Origin of the sequence: Massilistercora timonensis (genome assembly GCF_048354975.1) — a bacterium.
GTDB classification, from domain to species: domain Bacteria; phylum Bacillota; class Clostridia; order Lachnospirales; family Lachnospiraceae; genus Massilistercora; species Massilistercora timonensis.
In genome coordinates, this window is record NZ_DBGCJQ010000040.1 from 1 (window position 1) to 24160 (window position 24160).

Sequence of the window (24160 nt, forward strand, 5' to 3'; positions counted from 1 at the left end):
GCCTGGAGGATGAGATCCCTCACGGGATCGCGGTAACCATTGAGAGCATGAAGCGAAAAGGAAAGGTTACTCACATCGAGGCGACCATTATCTGCGAGCGGGATTCCCACAAGGGGATAATTATTGGAAAACAAGGAAATATGTTGAAAAAGATCGGGAGCACCGCCCGCTACGAGATCGAGAAGATGCTGGATTGCCAGGTAAATCTCAAGCTTTGGGTCAAGGTGAAGAAAGACTGGAGGGACAGCGAGTATCTGATGAAAAATTTTGGATACCGGGAAGAAGAATAAAATCTCCTGACCATGGGACACCCTAATCCCAGGAAACAACGGATGAGGTGATCGCATGGAAGAGATGTACTGGAAGCAGTTCCTGGAGACAGGGAAAGTAGAGGATTATCTGACCTACAGGGGGATAGAGATCTGCAGGCAGGTCATGAAGAAGCACGAAGGTGAGCCAAGTGATGAACCAGATAACAGTGACGGCCATGGTACTGGCTGTGTCGCCCGTGGGGGAATATGACAGACGGGTGGTGCTTTTGACAAAAGAGCGGGGGAAGCTGGCCGCCTTTGCCAGAGGGGCAAGGCGGCAGGGGAGCGCCCTTCTGGGGGTGACAAGCCCCTTTTCCTTCGGAGAATTCACGCTGTATGAGGGGCGGACATCCTATACCCTGATGTCGGCCTCTGTTTCCAATTATTTTGAAGAACTGCGCACCGACGTGGAAGGGGCGTACTATGGATTTTATTTCATGGATCTTGCCAGCTACTATGCAAGAGAGGCGGCGGACGAGCGGGAGCTTCTGAAGCTTCTCTACCAGTCCCTGCGGGCCCTTACGAACGTACATATCCCCAACCGGCTGGTGCGCTGTATCTTTGAGCTGCGGACCATTGTCATCGAGGGGGAGGGGCCGCAGCTGGGAGAGTGTGTCCTGTGCGGGAATGAGGCAGGTGAGCGGCTTTTCAGCGTCCGCAAAGGGGGGCTGGTGTGCCGCCAGTGCGAGGGGAGAGTGGGGGATGCCAGGCCCCTTCTTGGCTCCACGGTCTACGCCATGCAGTATATTGCCGCCACGCCCCTGGAGAAGCTCTATACCTTTGTGGTCAAAGAAGAGGTGCTGGAGGAGCTGGAGCAGGTGACGGGGGCTTATCTGGAGGCTTATGTGGGCAGGCATTTCAAGTCTCTTGATATCCTGGAGACAGTGATCGGGACGGATCGAAGATTTAAAGAAGATTTAACATAAATGCGCTTTACAAGAATAAAAAAGAAGGATATATTATTCAAATAAGTAATCCACAGGTTGCGGAGCAGATGGCCAGAACGGTCATCTGCTTTTTCTTTTCGGAAAATCGGGAAAATGAGAAATAAAGGAGGAAGAAACCTATGAGAAAAGAGAGAAACAGGAGATTAGCCGGTGTTTTGGCAGTACTGCTTCTGCTTTGCGGGCTTCTGGCAGGCTGTATCCCGGGATCCGCCGGAGAGGGCGGGCAGGAAGCCGGGGAGAACACGGCTCAGCATGCGTCTTTCTGGGCGGACGGCGGGGAGGCGACCCTGCGGGTGCTGTCGGGATCTGAAAACCGGGAACTGGAGCCCATCATCCAGGAATGTGTCCGGGAGACCGGGATCAATATCGTTATGGAGTATAAGGGTTCCGTGGATATTATGAGGGAACTGGAGGCGGGAGCCGAGACTTACGATGCGGTATGGCCGGCAAACAGCCTTTGGATCTCTCTGGGAGACAAGTCCCATCTGGTAAAACATGTCCAGTCCACATCCACCACGCCGGTGGTCTTCGGGATCCGCCAGAGCCTGGCGGAGGAACTGGGATTTACAGACCGGGAGGTTTCGGTGGGCGAGATCCTGGAGGCGATCACGACCGGGAAGCTGTCTTTCTGTATGACCAGCGCTACTCAGTCTAATTCCGGCGCCAGCGCCTATATTGGATTCCTCTATGCCCTGCTGGACAAGCAGGAGGGGATGACAGTGGAAGACCTGCAGCAGGAGGAGCTGGGACGGCAGATCAAAGAATTACTGGGCGGTATCGAGCGCAGCTCCGGAAGTTCCGATTGGCTTAAAGACATGTTCCTTAAAGGGGATTACGACGCCATGGTCAATTATGAGAGCCTGATCATCAGCGCAAACCAGGAGCTGGAGGAACAGGGGAGAGAACCTCTGTATGTGGTGTATCCCTATGACGGACTTTCAATCTCAGATTCTCCGCTTGGCTATGTGGATCACGGGGAGAAGGGCCAGGAAGAGGCATTTCTCAAAGTGCAGGAATATCTGATGAGCGACGACGTCCAGGATCAGATCCAGAAGACCGGGCGGCGCACAGGATATGAAGGAGTGTCTGCGGAGAATGAAGATATTTTCAACAAGGACTGGGGTATTGATACAGAGCGGATCCTGTCCCCCATCACCATGCCGACGGCAGATGTGCTGGAGGAGGCGCTGAACCTTTATCAGACTCAGTTCCGGAAGCCTTCGCTGACAGTCTACTGTCTGGATTTTTCCGGAAGTATGTACGGAGAGGGGCAGGAACAGCTGATGGAAGGTCTGGCGCAGGTGATGCTCCAGGATCAGGCCAGGGCCAATCTTCTGGAGGCCAGCGAGGGAGAAGTAAATATCGCGGTGATCTTCAGTGATCAGGTGTTGAATGTATATGATGCAGGAAATCCTACCGATGAGAATATGCAGCAATTATACGATAAGATCAGCAGGCACGAGTGCGTAGGCGGAACCGATATTTATCTTGCGGCGGAGGAAGCCCTTAGTTATCTGGAGCAGTATGATCTGTCCGCTTATACTCCGGCGGTGATCCTGATGACGGACGGAGAATCCAACGGATCCCACAGCATGGAAGACCTGAAATCGGCTTATCAGGACGGGGGATATGATGTTCCCATCTTTTCTATCCTGTTTGGAGAGGCTTACGAGGAAGAACTGCAGGAGATCGCGGATCTCACCAACGGAAGAGTTTTTGACGGAAGAGAAGACCTGGTGGGAGCTTTCCGCAGTGTGAAAGGATATAACTAGATGAAAAAAGAGATTTGTGTGATCGCTCTCAGCTTTGTGTTTGATCTGTTCTTTTTCTATTTTCTGTTTGGGGTGCTGCGCTGGAACTTCCTCTTCAGCGCAGTGTTGGCGGTGCTTTTGTATATGGCGCTCACGTTGCTTCTGAAACCGGCGAGAAAGATCGGGAAGGTGAAGGTGGAGACCCTGAGGGACGGAGAACATTTAAGTGAGAAGCTGGAAGAAGCCAGGGCGGATCTTAAGAGCATCGAGCGGTCCATGACGAAGATCCGGGATCTGGAACTGAAGGAAGAATCGGAGCGGCTTCACCGGACGGCGGGAAACATCCTGAAGTATCTGGAGGAAAATCCAGGGAAGATCCCCCAGGCCCGGCAATTCATTGACTATTATCAGGATACGGCGTCCCAGCTGCTGAAGAAATATGTGGATCTGCAGAATACCGACCTTAATACGGAGGGCACCAGACGACTGAAGGTACAGACAGAGGAAGCCATCCGTACTCTGAATGAGGCGTTTGAGAATCAGTTCCAGAAGCTGATGTCGGAGGAGCTTCTGGATATGGAAGCAGAGCTTCAGCTGCTGCGGCAGACGATGAAGATGGAAGGACACAGTACCGCCCGGCAGGCGGACGGGGGAGAAAAAGGAGGCGCCAGAGAGATATGAAAGCGAGAATTGCAGGCCTGATCCTTTTGGTGGTGGTGATCCTGGCGGCGGGAGGATATTATCTCTATTCTTCCGGAAAACCACAGATCACTACCCTGGACGGATATCTGGGGGGAGAGAAGATCGGCCTTTTCGAGGATGAGGAAGTAAAGGATGTGCTGCGGAAGAACTACGGGCTGGAGCTGGAGTATGCCAAGGCCGGGTCCCTGGACATGGTGACGGCAGACCAGGAGGGGATGGATTATCTCTTTCCTTCCAGCCGGACGGCGCTGGATTACTATCGGGATGTCCACGGGGAGCCTGCGAAGCAGGATATTATCCTGAATACTCCTATTGTGATCTATACTCATCAAATGGTGCTGGATGCGCTGCTGGAACAAAAGGTGGCGACTGAACGGGATGGTAGTTTCTATGTGGATATGCAGAAACTGACAGATCTTATGCTGGCAGATACCAGCTGGGCAGATATCGGCCTGCCGGAGCTCTATGGGAGTGTGTCGGTGGACACTACCGATCCGGTGAAATCCAACTCTGGAAATGTCTATGCCGGACTTCTGGCCAATGTGCTAAACGGCGGAGAGACTGTGGATGAGACCAGCGTAGGAGCGGTGCTTCCCCAGTTGAAGGAGATTTTTTCCAGGCTGGGATATATGGAGACTTCTTCCGCGGATCTGTTTGATCAGTTCCTGAAGACCGGAGTAGGGGCAAAGCCCATGATCGCAGGTTATGAAAGTCAGCTTCTGGAGTTTTCTGTTCAGAATCCGGAGGAATATGAGACGCTGAAAGAGGATATCGTCATGCTCTATCCAACGCCCACCATCTGGTCCACCCATGTGCTGATCGCCCTGGACGATCCGGGAGAGCAGCTGATCAGCGCCCTGCTGGATGAAAAAGTGCAGGCGCTTGCCTGGGAGAAACACGGGTTTCGGACCAGCCTTTATTCGGCGGCGTCAGATGTGGAGATCTTCCCGGTAGAAGAGACCTGCCAGGAGATCACTCAGGTGATGGAGATCCCGGATTACCAGACAATGAAACAAATTATCGATTATTTGTCATAAAAGCGGAGAAAGGATGGGAAGAGATGAGCGAGATCACCATGGAAGCCCTGATGCGGGCGAAAGAAAAAGAGATGGAAGAAACGCTGCCGGCGCAAGAACCGGCGGAAGAGGCGCTGACACCGCAGGAGCGGCAGCGGGTGGATGAGATCAAGAAGGAGATTGATTTCCTGGATCCTCAGACCGACGTACAGTACGGTGTGGGAGCCCAGCGTAATATCGCTGATTTTTCCCAGCGGATCCTGGGGCAGGTGCGTACGAAAGACAGTGGGACGGCAGGGGAGCTTCTGCTGGAGCTTTCCGAAAAGGTGCGTAATTCCGATGTGGCAAAGATTGGAAATAATGAGGGGATCCTGGATAAGATCCCGTTCTTAAAGAGCGCAAAAGACCGTATCCGCCGTTTTCAGGCCCAGTATGAGACGCTGGAGGTGCAGGTGGACCGGATTGAGGGAGAACTGGAGAAGGCCCGCATGGAGATGCTCAAAGATATCAATATGTTTGAGACCTTGTATCAGAAGAACCTGGAGTATTTCCGGGAACTGGAATGCTATATCACCGCAGGGGAGGAGAAGGTGGCTGAAGTGCGCCAGGAAACCCTTCCCGGTTTGCGCCAGGAGGCCGCTGAGTCAGGGGATCCAATGGCGGCTCAGGTGCTGCGGGATTTCGAGGATACGGTGAACCGGTTTGAGAAAAAGCTGCACGATATGAAACTGAGCCGCACCATTGCCATCCAGACGGCTCCTCAGATCAAGATGATCCAGAACAATGACAAGATGCTGGTGGACAAGATCCAGACAGCGGTGCTTAATACGATCCCGGTGTGGAAGAGTCAGATCGTGATCGCTCTGGGACTGTACCGGCAGCAGAAGACCCTGCAGATGCAGCGGGAGATCACGGACACCACCAACCAGCTGCTGGAGAAGAACGCGGAGCTTCTGAAGACCAATACCCTTGAGACAGCGAAAGAATCTGAGCGGGGCATTGCGGACATAGCCACACTGAAGAAAGTCAATGACGATATGATCCGGACCATTGAAGAGACTCTGCGTATCCAGCGGGAGGGAAGCGTTAAGCGCCATGAGGCGGAAAAGGAACTGGCCAGACTGGAGGCAGATATGAAACGGGCGCTGGCAGGCCAGTTTGACCAGAGGTAAAAAGCAGATAACTGTACCCTTAAAAGCCCGGGAAAATGCGTTCGCAGGGGTTGCAAACCGGGCCGGTTGACTGTATAATAATTAACAATTATGAGAAAGAAAAGTGAGGATATGGGTATGGTAGAAAAGACAATGGAAAAGATCGTGGCTCTGGCCAAATCAAGAGGGTTTGTATATCCTGGTTCCGAGATCTACGGCGGGCTTGCCAATACATGGGATTACGGAAATCTTGGCGTGGAGCTGAAGAATAACGTGAAGAAAGCCTGGTGGCAGAAATTCGTCCAGGAGTCTCCCTACAATGTGGGCGTGGACTGCGCGATCCTGATGAATCCCCAGACCTGGGTGGCCAGCGGACATCTGGGCGGATTCAGCGATCCGCTGATGGACTGTAAGGAATGCCACGAGCGTTTCCGGGCGGACAAGATGATCGAGGATTACGCCAAGGAAAACGGGCTTGAGCTGCCGGACAGCATCGACGGCTGGAGCCATGAGAAGATGGAGGCGTACATCGAGGAGCATCAGATCCCCTGCCCCACCTGCGGAAAGCATAACTTTACAGAGATCCGGGAGTTCAACCTGATGTTCAAGACTTTCCAGGGCGTGACCGAGGACGCCAAGAGCGTAGTATATCTCCGTCCGGAGACTGCCCAGGGAATCTTTGTAAACTTTAAGAATGTACAGCGTACCTCCCGGAAGAAGATCCCCTTCGGGATCTGCCAGATCGGCAAATCCTTCCGGAACGAGATCACGCCGGGCAACTTTACCTTCCGTACCAGAGAGTTCGAGCAGATGGAGCTGGAATTCTTCTGTGAGCCGGATACGGACCTGGAGTGGCACGCATACTGGAAGCAGTTCTGTCTGGACTGGCTGAAGTCTCTGGGTCTGAAGGACGAGGAAGTGCGCTATCGTGACCATGAGCCGGAAGAGCTGAGCCACTACAGCAAGGCCACCACGGACGTGGAGTTCCTCTTCCCCTTTGGCTGGGGCGAACTGTGGGGTATCGCGGACCGGACAGACTTCGACCTGACCCAGCACCAGACGGTGTCCAAGCAGGATCTGTCCTACTTTGACGATGAGAAGAAGATCAAATACATCCCCTACGTGATCGAGCCGTCGCTGGGCGCGGACCGTATGGTACTGGCTTTCCTGTGCAGCGCCTATGACGAGGAAGAGCTGGAAGGCGGAGACATGCGTACCGTCCTTCATTTCCATCCGGCGCTGGCTCCGGTGAAGATCGGCGTGCTGCCGCTGTCCAAGAAGCTGAGCGAGGGCGCGGAGAAGATCTATACCCAGTTGTGCAAGAAATACAACTGTGAGTTTGATGAAAGAGGAAATATCGGCAAGCGCTACCGCCGCCAGGATGAGATCGGAACACCGTTCTGCGTGACTTACGATTTCGACTCTGAGGAAGACGGCGCAGTGACGGTCCGCGACCGCGACACCATGGAGCAGGAGCGGGTGAAGATCGAAGATCTGGAGAGCTACTTCGAGAAGAAGTTTTCGTGGTAATTCCATGAAGCTGACGGTAAAAGATATCAAAGAACTATGGAATAACGGACAGGCGGAACTGGTGGCAGGAGCAGAAGGCCTTGATCGTCCGGTGGCGTTTTACGACATGATGGAACAGCCGGACATCAAACCGTGGCTCAGAAAAGAGCTGCTTCTGATCACAACCGGATACGCGATCCGCAAGGATAAAGAAGCCGTCTTGACATTGATCCGGGATTTGAATGAAGCGGGGGCGTCTGCCCTCGCCATCAAAACCCGGTTTTTTGATCGGTTTCCCCAGGAAGCCCTGGAGCTGGCAGATAGCCTTCATTTCCCCCTTTTCTTCCTGGATAACGGGGTGGGGTTTGTGGAGGCGGTGTATCCAGTGATGGTGGCCCTTGTAGAGGCGAAAAGCGGCATGGAGATGTATACCCGGTATCAGATCGGCCAGGTGGAGAAGAAGAAGCTGGATCAGAAGTTCTATTTTGATCTGACCCGGGGGGATTTTGACCGGGAAGAAGAGGCGCAGATGCGGGCGGTATCTCTTTACTGGCCCCATCTTCCCATAAGAGTGATGGAGATCCTGCCTTCCTCCGGCAGTGAGGAAGTAACGGAGAAAAAGCGGGAAAAGGCAAGAAAGAAAACGGAAGAGTTTCTTATGAAACAAAATGTTATATATAACAGCATTTCTTTTCCTAAGAAGGACCTGATCCTTTTTCAGGAACCGGGAAGGCCCGGCGCTTTTGAGAAGGAGCTGGAGACCTTCCGGGAAAATCTTGTCAGAACTGTAAAACAGGAATATCATATCCTGGTTTCCGGCAGAGCAGAAAGTTATCTGAAAGTGGCGGAGGCAGACAGGCAGCTGGGAGAACTTCGCAGGCTTACAGGAATACCTACGGTTGAAGAGAAGACTTTGTGGTGGGAGCAGATGGGATATGAGGAACTGCTGCTTCAGATCTCCAGACTGCCGGAGGTTCAAAGTTATATAGAGGAACGTTTCCGCAATCTTGTGGAGTATGACCAAAAGCACGGAGCAAGGTTGCTCTGGACCCTGGAAGAACTGATGCAGAACAATGGATCCAGGAAGGAGACGGCGGAAAAACTGTTTCTTCACAGGAATACCATGGCATACCGGGTAAAGAAGATTGAGGAGATCCTGGGGTGCAGTCTGGGAGATTCTCAAACGGTACAGGAGCTTGCCTTTCTGTGCAAGATGAGGGAATACCAGAATTTTTAACAAAATTGTGCGTGAAGCACAAAATAATAAGGGAAAGATTGGGGGGCGGGAATAAAGAGTTTATCCCGATAAAGTGCTAAAATAAAGGAGTGTTAAGCCAATGTGGGTGATCATCACATTGGCTTTCTTTATACCTGAAGACCGGATGTTTTGAAAACGAAAAGAGGTCGATGAGAGAAAAGGAGGAGAAACTATGGACGAACAAAGCAAAAAATCGTATGAGCAGCTGCATATTACCGCGGCTGAGCATCCAAAGGCGTTCGCGCCCCACGTAGTCATCCTGAATGTTGTGATGAGTGTGCTTGGCGCGATCATTGGTCTGGAGCTGATCGTACGTACAGGCGTTGCGCCCAATACGTCGATCGTTGGAGCCTTGTTTGCGATCATTCTTTCCAGGATCCCGTTGAAATTCTTACAGAAGTACCGGAGTATCCACAGCCAGAACATGATCCAGACAGCTATCTCCGGAGCAACATTTTCTGCGGCGAACAGCCTGCTGCTCCCAATTGGTATCCCTGTGATCATGGGAAGATGGGACCTGATGATGCCGCTGCTGATCGGTGTGTTTATCGCCACCATCATTGATGCGACGATCCTTTATAAAACTTTTGATTCCGAGATGTTCCCGGCAGAGGGCGCATGGCCGCCTGGAGTGGCTTCCGCCCAGTCTATTCTTGCCGTGGTAGAGAAAGGCCGGAAAGCCATGCTTCTTCTTGGCGGTATGGTGATCGGTGTGGGCGGCAAGGTCATCGGGATCCCGACAGACCTTCTGGGTGTGTCCTGGTTTGGTGACTTTGTGGCAATGGCAGCCCTTGGTGTGGGCAGTATTGTGATCGGTGTGATCAATACCAATGGGTTTATCATTGACATTTTTGGGAAGAGCTTTCCTGTTATTACGAATATCTTTGGCGAGGGAGCGAATCTTACCGCGGATCCTATGTTCCAGTATATGCCTCACGGTATCATGATCGGAGCCGGTATGATCGCACTGCTTCAGGTCTGCAAGATGCTGTTCTCCAAGAAGGGAGACGACGCCAGCGCGGCAGGTAAATTCAGCCGGAGCATGGGAAATATGAAGAGCGCCCTGGGATGGGGCTATGTGGCTTACTTTGTAGTAGCCATTGGCCTGGCAGTAATTACCGGAATCTGGTCCGAGATGTCTCCGGTTAAACTGGTCATCTGGATCATCTACGCTGCCTTCGCAGCTATCGCTTCCGAGCTGATCGTGGGAATTTCTGCTATGTATTCCGGATGGTTCCCGGGATTTGCCACAGCGCTGATCTTCCTTCTGGTAGGAATGCTGATCGGATTCCCAAGTATGCCTCTGGCAATCCTGGTTGCTTATACGGCAGCTACAGGTCCGGCCTTCTCTGATATGGCCTACGACCTGAAGTGCGGATATATTCTGAGAGGGTGCGGACAGGATCCGGACCTGGAGAAAGTGGGAAGAAAACAGCAGTATATTTCTGAAATTGTAGGATTTACCGTTGCCTTTGTTATGGTAGCCCTTCTTGCGAAGACTTACTTCTCGCAGGGACTTTTTGCACCAGTAGATGCCACCTTTGCAGCGACCATCGAGGCCGGCGCAAGCGGAGCGGTTGCCAAGTGGCTTCTGATCTGGGCGATCCCGGGTGCGATCATCCAGTTCCTGGGAGGGGCCCGTCAGGTGGGAATCCTGTTCGCCACCGGTCTTCTGGTTGGAAGTACCATCAATGGTCTTACCATTATCGTGGCTCTGATCATCCGCGCAGTCCTGGTAAGAAGGAACAAAGAGAACGAGGATACCCTCAATATCCTGGGTGCAGGCGCGCTGGCAGGTGCTGCTCTGTACAGCTTCTTCACAGCAACGCTGGCTCTTGGAAGCAAGAAAAAATAGCGAGTGGATCTTGAATTCAAATGTCGGCGTAAAGAGTACTTTATGCCGGCATTTGTAATAAAACGTATCATAACATGACAGAAAGAAGGGGATTTTGATGGAGAAACAAGTGGGAATGAAACTGACGGCCCAGATGCTGGATGACATTCTTGCAGGCGGGACCATCCTCGGAGGAGGAGGAGGCGGAGATCCTGTCAAAGGGAGAAAGTACGCGAAGATCGCGGTGGAATACACGGATCTGCGGCTGGTCCCCATTGAGGCGGTGGACGAGGACGCAGTGCTTCTGACGGCGTCTCTGGTGGGCGCTCCCAACGCGAAGGATCAGTTTATGACGGCGAAAGATCTTGCCTATACCGTGGAGATGATCCGCAAGAATACGGATCTGAAGCTGGGCGGGATCATCACCAATGAGCAGGGTGGAGAGGCTTCTGTGAACGGCTGGCTCCAGGCTGCCATCTCCGGGCTTCCGCTGGTGGACGCGCCCTGCAACGGCCGGGCTCACCCCACAGGCGTGATGGGAAGTATGAACCTGCACAAACAGAAGGACTATAAGACGGTCCAGGCATGCGTGGGAGGAAATCCGGAGACCGGCAATCACGTAGAGTGTTTCTTTGAGGGAAGTATCGAACATACCTCTAAGCTGGTCCGCCTTGCTTCCATCGAGGCAGGAGGTCTGGTGGCGGTGGCCAGGAATCCGGTGACCGCGGCTTATGCCAAAGAGAACTGCGCCGTGGGCGGAGTAAGCTTTGCCATTGAGACAGGAAAGGCTTTCCGCAAAGGGCTGGAGACTTCCGTGGAGGAAGCGGTGAACAGCGTGTGCGAATTCCTGGGCGGCAGGGTACTGGCCAGAGGAAAGGTGGAGAATTTCTCCATAGAGACTACAGGTGGTTTTGATGTAGGATATGCGGAAGTGGACGGATGTGAGCTGACCTTCTGGAATGAGTACGCGACTGCTGAGAAGGACGGAAAGCGGCTTGCCACCTTCCCGGATCTCATTATGACCATCAATGCACAGACCGGAGAACCGGTGACCACGGCCATGATGGAGGAAGGGCTGGACGTCTATGTGATCGGAACAGACAAGAAGAATCTGAAGTTGTCAGCTACCATGTTTGATCCGGAGCTTCTCCAGGAGACGGAGAAAGTGGTGGGCAAAGAAATGGTGAAATACTTATAAGAACAGGGAGGACATAGAATTATGTTGATGAAACAGATTATCGATGCATTTGATGTGCTGGACGATGCAAATGTAACAGGAAAAAAGGTGGAGGAGTATCTGCGGACCATCAAGGCGGATGCGGATATCCAGGTCTATGAGCTGAAAGGGCCAAAGGGATCTACGGATATGCTGAAAGTGCGGATCCCCGGAACCAAGGGAAAGACAAACGGCGGGACAGCTCCTACCATCGGTCTTCTGGGACGTCTGGGCGGCCTTGGCGCCCGCCCGGAGAGGATCGGTTTTGTGTCTGACGGAGACGGGGCCCTGGCGGCGGTGGCTCTGGCAGCAAAGCTTCTGGATATGCAGAACAAGGGTGACTTCCTTGAGGGCGACGTGCTGGTTTCCACCCATATCTGCCCGGATGCGCCTACCCAGCCTCACGATCCGGTACCGTTTATGGGATCTCCGGTGGAGATGTCACAGGTAAATCATGAGGAAGTGTCCGACGATCTGGACGCCATCCTGTCTGTGGACACTACAAAGGGAAATCGCGTGATCAACACCAGAGGATTTGCCATCTCTCCCACGGTAAAAGAGGGATTTATCCTGCGGACATCCGAAGATCTTCTGGAGCTTATGCAGATTACTACAGGCAAGCTTCCCTATGTATTCCCGCTGGCAACCCAGGACATCACTCCTTATGGAAATGACGTCCATCACCTGAACAGCGTGCTTCAGCCCTGTACAGCCACAAACGCCCCGGTGGTAGGGATCGCGATCACCACAGAAGTGATGGTGCCGGGCTGCGCCACAGGAGCTACCCATGCGGCGGACGTAGAAGAGGCTGCCCGCTTTATGCTGGAGGTGGCCAAAGCCTTTGGACGGGGACAGTGCAAGTTCTACGATGAGGACGAATATGCCCGCCTTGTGAAACTGTATGGAAGTATGAAACATTTACAGACTCTGGGTGAAGAATAAGAGGTGGATGAAGATGAAAATTGGAGCGATCACCATTGGCCAGGCGCCAAGAACGGACGTGACGGCGGATATCATGGATATTTTTGAAGGACAGGTGGAGCTTAAGCAGGCCGGAGGGCTGGACGGGCTTACAAAAGAGGAGATCGCAAAATTTACGCCGGAAGAGGGAGACTATGTGCTGGTCTCCCGCCTGACGGACGGGAGCTCTGTGACCTTTGCGGAGCGCTATATCCTGCCCAGGCTGCAGCAGGCCATCGACGAGCTGGAGGCGGAAGGCTGCCGGCTGATCATGTTCTTCTGCACCGGAAAATTTCCGGAGACCTTAACATCCAGAAATATCCCTCTTATCTATCCCTGCGATATTCTGGACCGGATCGTGCCCCTGATGACCAAGAAGTCAAATATCATCTGTATGACGCCCTCTCCTCTCCAGCTTAGCCAGACAGAGGGGAAATGGAGTCAGTATGTGGACAAGGTAACGTCCATTGCGGCGTCTCCCTATGGCCCCTGGGAGGATCTGGAGAAGGCGGCCGAGCAGGTGAAGGATATGGATGCGGACCTGATCGTTCTGGACTGCATCGGATACACTCAGGAGATGAAGCGGATGTTTGAAGAAAAAACAGGGAAACTGGTAGTGCTTCCAAGGACACTTCTGGCCCGCGTGGTCTCCGAACTGACAGACTTGAAGAAAAGAGGATAAGGATCGTTATGCAGGATTTCGTAAAGATTGCCGAGCAGGTGCTTGTCTCCTGCCTGGGCGTGAAAAAGGATGAATCTGTCCTTGTGATCACAGATGACACGAGAAAAGAGATCGGGGAGGCCCTCTATCAGGCGGCCTGCGATCTTGGTTGTGAAGGGCTTCTGATGGTTATGAAAGAGCGGGAAGTCAGCGGCCAGGAGCCGCCTAAAGCGGTGGCGGAAGCCATGAAGGCGGCGGATGTAGTCATTGCGCCTACAGCCAAATCCCTGACCCATACCGCGGCCAGGATCCAGGCGGCAGCCGCCGGGACCCGGGTTGCAACTATGCCGGGCATCACCAGAGAAATGTTCGGGAAAGGAGCCATGACCGCAGATTATCAGGAAGTAGAGAAGCTGACCGCCAGGATCACGGATATGTTAACCCAGGCGGACAAGGCCAGGATCGAGAAAGATGGAAAGGTTCTGGAGATCTCCCTGAAAGGGCGGGACGGCGTGCCCAGCCCGGGAGTCTACAAGGAGCCTGGCAAATGCGGGAATCTTCCCTCCGGGGAAGCCTATATCGCGCCGCTGGAAGACGGCTCTGAGGGCGAGATGATCATTGACGGTTCCATGGTGGGGATCGGGAAGCTGGAAAGCCCTCTGCACATGAAGATCTCCGGCGGAAAACTCCGGGAAGTGACGGGAGATAAAAGTGAAAATCTGGGGATCCTTCTGAAAAATGAGACCAACGGGACTTTATGTGAACTTGGGATCGGAACCAATGAGGCGGCCATCTTAAACGGGATCATCCTGGAAGATGAGAAGGTGTATGGCACCGTGCACATCGCTTTTGGAACCAATGCGTCATTTGGCGGGGTGAACAAAGCAGAGTGTCATATGGACGGGATCATTCTGCGCCCCACATTGTATCTGGACGATACCCTTGTGATCAAAGAAGGAGTTTTTCAGGTATAACGGCAAGCAAACCCTGCAGCTTGGAAAGCTGCGGGGTTTCGTTTAAAAAGGAGGAAATTATGAGCCAAAAAGGGAAAAAATTTAAAGTAGGACTGATCCGGGTGCTGACCTGCGAAGAGCCGGAAGTGCTGTATTCTCATCAGAGACAGATTATGGAGAAATTTCCGGAGCTGGAAGTGGAGACCAAGTGTATCCCAGATCAGCCGGAAGGGATCCACAGTCCGGAACTTGGCCGGATCGCGGTTCCCAAGATTGTAGAGACGGCGAAAACCTTCCAGGATGTGGATATGATCATCGTCAGCTGTGCGGATGATCCGGGAGTCCGGGAGATCCGGGAAGCCCTGCCAGGTATTCCGGTAACCGGAGGCGGGGAGACAACGGTTGCAGTGGCGCTCCGCTATGGATCCAGGATCGGGGTCCTGGGGATCACCGATTATGCGCCGGATGCTTACGCGCGGCTGCTGCAGGGAAAGATGATCCTGGAGAAGCCGGAAGGGGTGGACAGTACCCTGGATCTGATGACGCCGGAGGGAAGAGAACAGGTGCTCTTGTCCGGCAGGAAGCTGAAAGAAAAGGGGGCGGAAGTGATTGCCCTGGCCTGTACAGGGCTTGCGACCATCGGCATTGCCCGGGAACTGGAGGAGGCTACCGGCCTGCCGGTGATCGACCCGGTTCTGGCAGAGGGGCTGTTTGCTTATTTTGAAAGTGTGCGCAGATAGGAAATCAGTCTGCTTTTGAAAGAGAAAGAGGTGAGAGTATATGGAGTTGCTGACAGCGATCAATGAACGGCACAGCATCCGGTCTTTTGAAGAGAAAAAAGTGCCTGAGGAACTATTGCTGAAACTGGCGGACGCAGCGCAGAAAGCGCCTTCTGCCAGTAATCTCCAGGCCTGGAGATTCTTGTTTGTGACAGACGAGGAAAAACGGGAGAAAGTGGACTTCTTCAGCCCAGGGCTTTCCGGCAGGCCGCCGGTGATCCTGGTGATCTGCTCAGATATGGCGAAGGCCCTTAAGCGGGGTGGAGAAAATGCGAAGAAGTACGGCTGTATGATGGACGCGGCAATGGCGGCAGAGAATCTTATGCTGGCAGCCAGGGAATATGGTCTTGGAACCTGCGCCATCAAGTCCTACAACGAGACGGCAGTGCGCAAGATCCTGGAGATCCCGGAGGACTACCGGATTGAACTAATTGTTTCTATCGGTTATCCCAAGGGAGAGCCCCGGTGTCCTGCAAGGCCGGCGGTGGAAGAGATCGCCTTTTTTAACTCGTTTGGAGAAGCTGGGAGAAAGGAGTAGGAAAGATGGAGCGAGGAGAACTGGAATTATTGATCTATCTTATTACCAGCGCTCAGGGACTTCCGGGAGAGCCAAGGATCTACGGGTCCATCCGGTTGACGGAAGCGGCTTACAAGCTGTGCCGGATCCTGCTGGAGAGAGATCCGGAGAATGAGAAGCTGAAGGCTCTGGCAGAACACCTGGAGCAGGATAAAGGCAAGGCGCTGTCCCAGGAGGAAGATTTCTGGAATATGCTCCGGGATGTGTCGGGAATGCTGGTAGAATGTATGTAGATACAAGGAAAAGATCTGCCTGATAAAAACAGCCCTCTGGGTTTTACCCAGGGGGCTGTTTGCTGCGATCATATTTCTGCTGTTTCTTGATTACAGGATCTTGATCTCCGGATCAAAGGGCTTGTCAGCGTAGCGTTCCGGATGGATCCGTCTGTCGCGGAAGTCCGCGATGGCGGTGTAGAGAACGTCGGTAGAAGAGTTAACACCGGTCTCGCAGGAATCCTGGATCACACCGATGATGAAACCAACGCCAACAACCTGCATGGAGATGTCGTCCGGGATACCAAACAGGCTACATGCAAGCGGGATCAACAGAAGAGAACCGCCGGCAACACCGGAAGCTCCGGCTGCACTGGCCGCTGCAAGAACGCACATGATGAGCGCGCTTCCGATAGAAACCTTGATATCCAGAGTGTTGGCTGCCGCCAGGGCCATGGTGGAGATGGTGATCGCCGCGCCGGCCATGTTGACGGTGGAGCCAAGTGGGATGGAGATGGAATATGTATCCTCGTCCAGACCCAGTCTCTCACACAGTTTCATATTTACCGGGATATTGGCCGCGGAGCTTCTGGTGAAGAACGCGGTGATAAAGCTTTCCTTCAGACAGGTGAAGATCAGCTTGTATGGGTTCTTGTGGATAAACAGGAACACGATGATGGGGTTGACAATGAGGACAACCGCAGCCATGGTTCCAACCAGTACCAGGATCAGACGTCCGTATCCGAGAAGAACGGAAAGTCCCTGCTCGGAGATGGTGGTGAAGATCAGGCCCATGATACCAAATGGCGCGCAGCTGATCACCCACTGTACCGCGATGGATACTGCGTCGGAGATATTCTCCAGGGCGTTCTTGGTTCCTTCGCTGGCTCCCTTGAGGGCGATACCAAAGATGATGGCCCATGCCAGGATGCCGATGTAATTGGCGTTCACGATGGCATTTACCGGATTGTCAACCAGGTTCATAAGCAGGTTGGTCAATACTTCGGTGACGCCGCTTGGAGGTGTTACGTCACCGGTGTCTGTGTTCTCTGTGAAGGTAAGTACGATGGGGAAGAGACGGCTTGCAACTACCGCGCAGGCAGCTGCTACCACATTACCTACCATGTACAGGACAACGATGACTTTCAGGTTGGTCTTCTGGCCCTTTCCCATGTGGCACAGAGAACTCATGACCAGGAAGAATACCAGGATCGGGGCGATCCCGCGCAGTGCTCCGACGAACAGGTCGCCAAGAATGGAGATGCCGGAAGCCTGGGGGATGGTAAGTCCCAGGATGATGCCGACGATCAGACCACAGATGATCCGTTTGACAAGGCTTATGCTGTTCCACTTTTTGATTACGTTTTTAACTGTTTCCATACCTCTCTCACTTTCTTTCTTTTTTGCCTTTACGCTCATGATCGCTAAGATAACGTTAAGACATTGCTTTCCATTAATATTACAGGAAAGAGAGGGATTTGTAAATAATAACTATAAATTTTTTTGAAACAATTGAGTTTCTGTACGGTTTGCACAGCCGCGAAAAAGCGGAACACAAGCATTTTCTGAGACCAAAAAAAGCACCTGTCCATGGTGATGGAACAGGTGCTTTTTGCAACCTATGTAATTGTTTGCTCTTAATCGCTTTTGATTACAGGATCTTGATCTCCGGATCGAACGGCTTGTCAGCGTAGCGCTCCGGATGGATCCGTCTGTCGCGGAAGTCCGCGATGGCGGTGTAGAGAACGTCGGTAGAGGAGTTAACACCGGTCTCGCAGGAATCCTGGATCACACCGATGATGAAACCTACACCAACAACCTGCATGGAGATGTCGTCCGGGATACCAAACAGACTACATGCAAGCGGGATCAGCAGCAGGGAACCGCCGGCAACACCGGAAGCTCCAGCCGCGCTGGCTGCTGCAAGAACGCACATGATAAGCGCGCTTCCTACGGAAACATGAATGTCCAGGGTGTTGGCTGCCGCCAGGGCCATGGTGGAGATGGTGATCGCCGCACCGGCCATATTTACGGTAGCGCCAAGCGGAATGGAGATGGAGTAGGTATCCTCGTCCAGACCCAGTCTCTCGCACAGTTTCATATTTACCGGGATATTGGCCGCGGAACTTCTGGTGAAGAACGCGGTGATAAAGCTTTCCTTCAGGCAGGTGAATACCAGCTTGAACGGATTCTTGCGGATGAACAGGAACACGATGATGGGGTTGACAACGAATACAACCACAGCCATGGTTCCAACCAGTACCAGGATCAGACGTCCGTATCCGAGAAGAACGGAAAGTCCCTGCTCGGAGATGGTGGTGAAGATCAGGCCCATGATACCAAATGGCGCGCAGCTGATTACCCACTGTACCGCGATAGATACCGCGTCAGAGATGTGCTCCAGCGCGTTCTTGGTTCCCTCGCCTGCGCCTTTAAGAGCAACACCAAATACGATAGCCCAGAACAGGATACCGATGTAGTTGGCCTGTACGATGGCATTTACCGGATTGTCAACCAGGTTCATAAGAAGGTTGGTCAATACTTCGGTGACGCCGCTTGGAGGCGCTACGTCGCTGGTGTCAGTGTTGTCTGTGAAAGTAAGCACGATCGGGAAGATGTAGCTTGCGATCACGGCACAGGCCGCTGCCAGCACGTTACCTGCCATATAGAGGATAACGATCATCTTCATATTTGTCTTCTGACCTTTTCCCATATGGCACAGAGCGCTCATAACCAGGAAGAATACCAGAACCGGAGCGATTCCCCGCAGGGCTCCGACGAACAGATCTCCGAGGATGGAGATACCAGTTGCCTGTGGAACAACAAGTCCAAGGATGATACCAACGATCAGTCCACAGATGATCCGTTTTACCAGACTGATGCTGTTCCATTTCTGAAGAATATTTTTAACTGTTTGCATTGTACTTCGCAGATATTGCTATCTGCCACCTCTCTTTCCTCTAGATTTTGTTTTCCCGCATTTGGAGAAAACGCTATAAGGATTATAATTTATCCGGCTCGATTTGTGAACATGAAAAGGCGTATTAACAAAACCTTAGCGAATTATAAACATATTTGTAGAAAATTTAACGAGACCGGAAACGTTGTTTGTGCAACTTTGGTAAAATTCATTGTGCAAAGGAAAAATGGTGTGCTATAATAAAAAAAGAAAATCGTCTTGGGGACGAAAATTTATGGGAGGTACATCAAAATGAGTGTAAACAATGACGGCTTAATGTGGGCGCTTGTCAAGGAGAAACCGGAAGAAGGTCTGTGGATGAAGCGTGTTCCGATCCCGGAGGTGGGACCTAACGACGTGAAGATCAAGATCCACAAAACAGCGATCTGCGGAACAGACGTACATATCTGGCAGTGGAATGACTGGGCGCAGCATACAATTCCCATCGGACTTACCGCCGGACATGAATATGTAGGCGAGGTTGTTGAGGTTGGAGCAGGCGTGAAAGGCTTCAATATCGGCGACCTGGTTTCCGGTGAAGGCCATATCACCTGCGGCAAGTGCCGGAACTGTCTGGAAGGCCACAAAGAGAACTGTAAGGATGCCAAAGGCGTAGGCGTGAACAGAAACGGAGCTTTCGCCGAGTACCTGGTGATCCCGGCTTCCAACGTATGGCCGTGCAACCCCAATATCCCGGAGGAGATGTACGCCATCTTCGATCCATTTGGAAATGCGACTCATACAGCGCTTTCCTATGATGTATTGGGCGAGGACGTACTGATCGCAGGCGCAGGCCCCATCGGAATGATGGCAGCTGCTATCGTGAAGTTCGCAGGCGCAAGACACGTGGTTGTGACAGACTTTAACCAGTATCGTCTGGATCTGGCGAAGAAGCTGGGCGCTACAAGAACGGTGAATCTGGGAGAGGAGAAGCTTCCGGATGTTATGAAAGAGATCGGCATGACCGAAGGATTTGACGTAGGACTTGAGATGTCCGGTTCCCAGGCAGGTCTTCACGACATGATCCACAACATGAAGCACGGCGGCAAGATCGCGCTTCTTGGCCTGCAGAGAACAGACGCTACCGTAGACCTGGAGACCGTGATCTTCAACGGCTTGAACCTGCGTGGTATCTACGGACGGAAGGTATGGGATACTTGGTACAAGATGTCCATGATGATCCAGGCTGGTCTGGATATTTCTGAAGTGATCACACACCACTTCGATATCAAAGACTTTGCCAAGGGCTTTGAGGCAATGATCTCCGGAGAGTCCGGCAAGGTAATCCTGGACTGGTCACATGTAAATGACTAAGCTGTCCCGCGGATCCGGACGCAAATGATTCCTGCATCAGATGCAGAGACAAGAATGGAAATAATATAGAAGGAAGGTCGATAGAAATGGCAAGGAAAGACGATATTTTAAACATTTACGCCAAAGAGGTGGAAGGGATCAAAGAGGCAGGGCTCTTTAAAGGCGAGGCTCCCTTTGTTTCTCCCCAGGGCGCGAGAGTGAAGATGGAAGACGGAAGAGAGCTTCTGTGTATGTGCGCCAACAACTATCTGGGACTTGGCGACAGCCCGAGACTGATCGAGGCGGCGAAGAAGACATACGACGCAAAAGGATTTGGCGTTGCTTCCGTACGTTTCATCTGTGGAACTCAGGATATCCACAAACAGCTGGAGCAGAAGATCTCCAAATTCCTGGGAACAGATGACACCATCCTGTACTCTTCCTGTTTCGACGCTAACGGCGGACTCTTTGAGACGATCCTGACAGCGGACGATGCAGTAATCAGTGACGAGCTGAACCACGCTTCCATCATCGACGGCGTTCGTCTTTGCAAAGCAAAACGGTTCCGTTATAAAAACAACGACATGGAAGACCTGGAGGCCAAGCTGAAAGAAGCAGATGAAGCCGGCGCGCGCATCAAACTGATCGCCACCGACGGCGTATTCTCCATGGACGGTATTATCTGTAACCTGAAAGGTGTCTGCGATCTGGCAGATAAATACAATGCGCTGGTTATGGTAGATGACAGCCACGCAGTTGGCTTCGTCGGCAAGACCGGACGTGGAACTCCGGAGTACTGCGGCGTGCAGGGCCGTGTGGACATCATCACCGGAACCCTGGGCAAGGCACTGGGCGGAGCTTCCGGCGGATATACATCCGGACGCAAGGAGATCATCGATCTGCTCCGTCAGCGCAGCCGTCCGTACCTGTTCTCCAACTCTCTGGCACCGGCCATCGTAGGCGCCAGCCTGGAGCTTTTCGATATGCTGGATGAGAGCACAGAGCTTCGCGACCATCTTGAGGAAGTAACCGCATATTATCGGAAAGAGCTGGAAGACAACGGCTTCGATATTATCCCGGGAACTCATCCCTGCGTACCGGTAATGCTCTATGATGAGAAGACCGCCGCAGAATTTGCGAAACGGATGATGGACAAGGGCGTTTACGTCGTAGCATTCTCCTATCCGGTAGTGCCGAAGGGCAAGGCAAGAATCCGTACCCAGGTTTGCGCAAGCCACACGAAAGAAGACATCGATTTCATCGTGAAGTGCTTCAAAGAAGTAAGAGAAGAGATGAAGTAAATTTTTTATTGTTAATCCAGGACGTAGCCTTTTGCAAAAAGGCTACGTCCTGGATTAACATTTACGGTGTACCAAAATGAAGAATGGGGTGTACCAAAATGAAAACTGACCTGTACCAAAATGAAAGGGGGAACTATTTTGCCACTTAAGCGGCGTCAGAAAAGCGGTACAGATCTATATCATGTAATAGCAAAAGGGATTAATAAGGAAAGAACTTTTAATCAATCTCGGGAAAAAACATATCTAAAGAAAATCATCAAAAAAATTCAGAAGAAATATGAAAATGTTGAGATATATGCATATTGCATTATGTCCAATCATATCCACTTGATTCTCAAGGCGGAATTTCCAGAGTTATCATTATTTATGGCGGCTGTTTTGGCTGAATATGCAAATTATTACAATTATAAACATCACAGAAATGGTTCTCTGACATAAGAAAACATTGAAAAATGCGATAAAATCAATGTTTTTGGCATGAGCAAGCGTTTGGTGTTGTGAAAAATTGAATAGAACCGCAACAAAGGACATGGTTTTCTCTAAATCGTGTCCTTTTGCTTTGTCTGGAAATAGATATAGCCGTAGTTTCTGAAATTTAGAACCTGCGGCTTTTTTCATGTCCACGGAAAGGAGCTGATAGCTGATGGCAGTATTCCGCGTAGAACGCAACAAAGGTTATACCGTCATGTCGAACTACCATCTGCGTGACAGGAACCTGTCGCTGAAATCCAAAGGACTTCTTTCTCAAATGCTCTCGCTGCCGGAGGATTGGGATTATACGCTGAAAGGCTTATCCAGTATCAACAAGGAAAGCATTGACGCGATCCGAACCGCCGTCTGGGAGTTGGAAAAGGCCGGGTATATTACCCGCAGACAAGGGAGGGATGAACAAGGCAAGATGGCGGCGATCGAATACACCATTTACGAAACGCCGCAGAGGACGGCACCGGGATTGGAAAATCCAACACCGGATCAGCCGTGGTTGGAAAATCCAATATCGGAGAATCCGACACCGGAGAACCCGATACCGGAAAATCCAACGCAACTAATTAAAGAAGAACTAAATAAAGACTTACAAAGTAAAGATAGATCAATTACGGAATCCTATCCGATCCCTTCCTGTCCTGACAATTACGAGGACACGGCTTTGCCGGAACGGAAACGAAAGGATGGGAAGGAAGCCTATCAGGTCTATGAGGAAATCATTAAGGACAACATTGAGTTTGACTGGCTGATCAAAGCCTTTCCCCATGACCGGGATATGCTGGACGAGATTGTTTCCCTGATTCTGGAAACCGTCAGCTCCCGCAGAAAATATCTTAGGATTGCCGGAGATGACTACCCGGCGGAGCTGGTCAAGTCCAAATTTATGAAGCTGAACAGCGGCCACATTGAGTACGTCCTTGACTGTATGCACCAGAACACCACAAAGGTTCGCAACATCAAGAAGTACATGCTGGCCGTTTTATTTAATGCTCCTTCCACGATCGGGAGCTACTACACCGCCTTAGTCAACCATGACTTGTATGGCAGCACATAGAAAGGAGAATCACCATGTCCAATCCAAGACAGGGCGTATTGATTTATGACGAGGAAAGCGGCCGCTTTGACATCCGCTTTTCTCTGGAAGAATATTACGGAGGCTTACACTGCGGCACCTGCTTTGAAGTGCTGGTTGGCCGCCGGTGGGTTCCCACCCGCATTGAACATTATAACCGCTGGTATCTGGTAGGGATCAAGACGGAACACCTGACCGGGCTGCGGGTACGGATATGATGGCCGGTTTGATCAGGAGCAGAAGAAAACGCTGCTCCTTTTTTCATGCCCGGCCGCCGCCTGATTTATGGCAGCCTGCGAAGAAAGGAGGTTTATCACCATGCAGGAAGAATCCAGCGAAAAACTGGTTGTCCTATCGGTTCGCTGCACGAAGCTCACCGCCGAGGTTCTCCAAAAGTCCATGAAAGTCATGCTCAACCAGATGAAAAAGGAGAAGGAAAAGCTGGCTCACCCCCGTGGGAAACAGAGCCTGAAAAAGCTCATGGATCAGAATGTCGGCACTTCCAGCATTGAGATCAACAACAAAAATATCAAAGCCTTTGACCCGGTTGCCAAGAAATATCACATTGATTACCACTTACGGCGCGTAAAGGGCGAGAAACCGCCCCGCTATCTCGTCTTTTTCAAAGGGCGGGATGTGGATGTGATGATGGAGGCGTTTAAGGAGTTTACGGCAAAATCCCTGAAACGGGAACAGAAACCGTCCATCCGAAAAATGCTGGCTGCTTTCAAAGAGCAGGCCGCCCAGAGGAACGCTGGCCGGGAGAAGGTCAGGAACAAAGACAGGGGGCAGGAATTATGAAACCGGATATGAAAAAACTTCTGCTGCTTAATGCTCCCTACCTGATCTTTGTCTGGCTGTTTTCCAAGTTAGGGGCTGCCTACCGGCTCACACCGGGGTTTGACCTGTCGGAGAAATTTCTGAACCTCTCTTACGGGTTTTCACAGGCATTTGATTCCATGCTGCCAAGTATGCACCCGCAGGATTTACTCATTGGGGTTTTAGGAGCGGCAGCCGTCCGGCTGGCGGTCTATCTCAAAGGGAAGAACGCCAAGAAGTACCGGAAAGGCGAGGAATACGGCTCTGCCCGGTGGGGCAATGCCAAGGACATTGAACCTTTTATTGACCCGGTATTCGAGAATAATGTGCTGCTCACCCAGACGGAACGGTTGATGATGAGCGGCAGACCAAAGCATCCGAAGTATGCCAGAA

At 51.9% G+C, this 24160-nt stretch carries 25 protein-coding genes and 1 pseudogene; 24 read left to right on the plus strand and 2 right to left on the minus strand.

Annotated features, from left to right (window positions below; genetic code table 11):
- From ACML7B_RS03095 to ACML7B_RS03175, 17 genes are all read left to right on the plus strand, one after another.
- On the plus strand, window positions 1-290 hold a 290-nt coding region (locus tag ACML7B_RS03095), incomplete at its 5' end, for a KH domain-containing protein (protein WP_418539283.1).
- A 55-nt stretch (window positions 291-345) separates the two neighbouring features.
- Window positions 346-522, plus strand: coding sequence for a hypothetical protein (locus ACML7B_RS03100; protein WP_418539284.1), 177 nt, complete (start codon window positions 346-348; stop codon window positions 520-522).
- Window positions 464-1237: a DNA repair protein RecO gene (recO, locus tag ACML7B_RS03105; RefSeq protein WP_418539285.1), complete on the plus strand. Its 774-nt coding sequence runs from the start codon at window positions 464-466 to the stop codon at window positions 1235-1237. Before ACML7B_RS03100 ends, recO begins: the two co-directional genes overlap by 59 nt.
- A 140-nt stretch (window positions 1238-1377) precedes the next feature.
- Window positions 1378-3030 carry a substrate-binding domain-containing protein gene (locus ACML7B_RS03110; protein WP_418539286.1) on the plus strand — a complete coding sequence of 551 codons (1653 nt, stop codon included), beginning with the start codon at window positions 1378-1380 and terminating at the stop codon, window positions 3028-3030.
- Complete coding sequence (locus ACML7B_RS03115; RefSeq protein ID WP_418539287.1) at window positions 3031-3690, plus strand: 5-bromo-4-chloroindolyl phosphate hydrolysis family protein; 660 nt, start codon at window positions 3031-3033, stop codon at window positions 3688-3690. It abuts the gene before it with no gap.
- Entirely contained in the window at window positions 3687-4748 is a 1062-nt protein-coding gene (locus ACML7B_RS03120) for a hypothetical protein (RefSeq protein WP_418539288.1), read from the plus strand. The genes ACML7B_RS03115 and ACML7B_RS03120 overlap by 4 nt, the downstream gene beginning before the upstream one ends.
- A gap of 23 nt (window positions 4749-4771) precedes the next feature.
- Window positions 4772-5899, plus strand: a complete 1128-nt coding sequence (locus ACML7B_RS03125) for a toxic anion resistance protein (RefSeq protein WP_418539289.1) — start codon at window positions 4772-4774, stop codon at window positions 5897-5899.
- Window positions 5900-6016: 117 nt separating this feature from the next.
- Window positions 6017-7408 carry a glycine--tRNA ligase gene (locus ACML7B_RS03130; RefSeq protein ID WP_418539290.1) on the plus strand — a complete coding sequence of 464 codons (1392 nt, stop codon included), beginning with the start codon at window positions 6017-6019 and terminating at the stop codon, window positions 7406-7408.
- A gap of 4 nt (window positions 7409-7412) precedes the next feature.
- Window positions 7413-8624, plus strand: a complete 1212-nt coding sequence (locus ACML7B_RS03135) for a PucR family transcriptional regulator (RefSeq protein WP_418539291.1) — start codon at window positions 7413-7415, stop codon at window positions 8622-8624.
- 193 nt (window positions 8625-8817) lie between these two features.
- Window positions 8818-10500, plus strand: coding sequence for an OPT/YSL family transporter (locus tag ACML7B_RS03140; RefSeq protein WP_418539292.1), 1683 nt, complete (start codon window positions 8818-8820; stop codon window positions 10498-10500).
- Between the two features lie 97 nt (window positions 10501-10597).
- On the plus strand, window positions 10598-11677 hold the full coding sequence (locus ACML7B_RS03145; protein WP_418539293.1) for a DUF917 domain-containing protein: 1080 nt from the start codon (window positions 10598-10600) through the stop codon (window positions 11675-11677).
- 21 nt (window positions 11678-11698) lie between these two features.
- Window positions 11699-12637, plus strand: a complete 939-nt coding sequence (locus tag ACML7B_RS03150) for a DUF1177 domain-containing protein (RefSeq protein ID WP_418539294.1) — start codon at window positions 11699-11701, stop codon at window positions 12635-12637.
- A gap of 13 nt (window positions 12638-12650) precedes the next feature.
- The gene (locus tag ACML7B_RS03155) at window positions 12651-13337 is read left to right on the plus strand and encodes an AroM family protein (protein ID WP_346708781.1); all 687 of its coding nucleotides are present in this window, start codon (window positions 12651-12653) and stop codon (window positions 13335-13337) included.
- A gap of 8 nt (window positions 13338-13345) precedes the next feature.
- Window positions 13346-14290: an aminopeptidase gene (locus ACML7B_RS03160; protein WP_418539295.1), complete on the plus strand. Its 945-nt coding sequence runs from the start codon at window positions 13346-13348 to the stop codon at window positions 14288-14290.
- A 59-nt stretch (window positions 14291-14349) separates the two neighbouring features.
- Complete coding sequence (locus tag ACML7B_RS03165; protein ID WP_418539296.1) at window positions 14350-15009, plus strand: aspartate/glutamate racemase family protein; 660 nt, start codon at window positions 14350-14352, stop codon at window positions 15007-15009.
- 40 nt (window positions 15010-15049) lie between these two features.
- Window positions 15050-15586, plus strand: coding sequence for a nitroreductase family protein (locus tag ACML7B_RS03170; RefSeq protein WP_346708778.1), 537 nt, complete (start codon window positions 15050-15052; stop codon window positions 15584-15586).
- 5 nt (window positions 15587-15591) lie between these two features.
- Window positions 15592-15858: a DUF6092 family protein gene (locus tag ACML7B_RS03175; protein WP_418539297.1), complete on the plus strand. Its 267-nt coding sequence runs from the start codon at window positions 15592-15594 to the stop codon at window positions 15856-15858.
- Window positions 15859-15948: 90 nt separating this feature from the next.
- On the opposite strand, the gene sstT (ACML7B_RS03180) is transcribed toward ACML7B_RS03175, so the two are convergent.
- Window positions 15949-17217 carry a serine/threonine transporter SstT gene (gene sstT / locus ACML7B_RS03180; protein ID WP_346708776.1) on the minus strand — a complete coding sequence of 423 codons (1269 nt, stop codon included), beginning with the start codon at window positions 17215-17217 and terminating at the stop codon, window positions 15949-15951.
- 271 nt (window positions 17218-17488) lie between these two features.
- Window positions 17489-18757 carry a serine/threonine transporter SstT gene (gene sstT, locus ACML7B_RS03185; RefSeq protein WP_346708775.1) on the minus strand — a complete coding sequence of 423 codons (1269 nt, stop codon included), beginning with the start codon at window positions 18755-18757 and terminating at the stop codon, window positions 17489-17491.
- 315 nt (window positions 18758-19072) lie between these two features.
- Here sstT (ACML7B_RS03185) and tdh point away from each other — a divergent pair, with 315 nt between their 5' ends.
- The 7 genes and pseudogenes from tdh to ACML7B_RS03220 form a co-directional block, all read left to right on the plus strand.
- Complete coding sequence (tdh, locus tag ACML7B_RS03190; protein ID WP_346708861.1) at window positions 19073-20110, plus strand: L-threonine 3-dehydrogenase; 1038 nt, start codon at window positions 19073-19075, stop codon at window positions 20108-20110.
- Window positions 20111-20196: 86 nt separating this feature from the next.
- Window positions 20197-21390, plus strand: a complete 1194-nt coding sequence (locus tag ACML7B_RS03195) for a glycine C-acetyltransferase (RefSeq protein WP_106790059.1) — start codon at window positions 20197-20199, stop codon at window positions 21388-21390.
- Between the two features lie 138 nt (window positions 21391-21528).
- Window positions 21529-21828, plus strand: coding sequence for a transposase (locus ACML7B_RS03200; RefSeq protein ID WP_418539298.1), 300 nt, complete (start codon window positions 21529-21531; stop codon window positions 21826-21828).
- Between the two features lie 205 nt (window positions 21829-22033).
- Window positions 22034-22930, plus strand: a complete 897-nt coding sequence (locus ACML7B_RS03205) for a DUF6017 domain-containing protein (protein ID WP_418539299.1) — start codon at window positions 22034-22036, stop codon at window positions 22928-22930.
- Between the two features lie 14 nt (window positions 22931-22944).
- Window positions 22945-23166, plus strand: coding sequence for a DUF5348 domain-containing protein (locus ACML7B_RS03210; protein ID WP_418539300.1), 222 nt, complete (start codon window positions 22945-22947; stop codon window positions 23164-23166).
- A 100-nt stretch (window positions 23167-23266) separates the two neighbouring features.
- The gene (locus tag ACML7B_RS03215; RefSeq protein ID WP_418539301.1) at window positions 23267-23749 is read left to right on the plus strand and encodes a PcfB family protein; all 483 of its coding nucleotides are present in this window, start codon (window positions 23267-23269) and stop codon (window positions 23747-23749) included.
- A pseudogene (locus ACML7B_RS03220) lies at window positions 23746-24160 on the plus strand (type IV secretory system conjugative DNA transfer family protein); the annotation flags it as partial. The gene ACML7B_RS03215 and the pseudogene ACML7B_RS03220, both read left to right, overlap by 4 nt.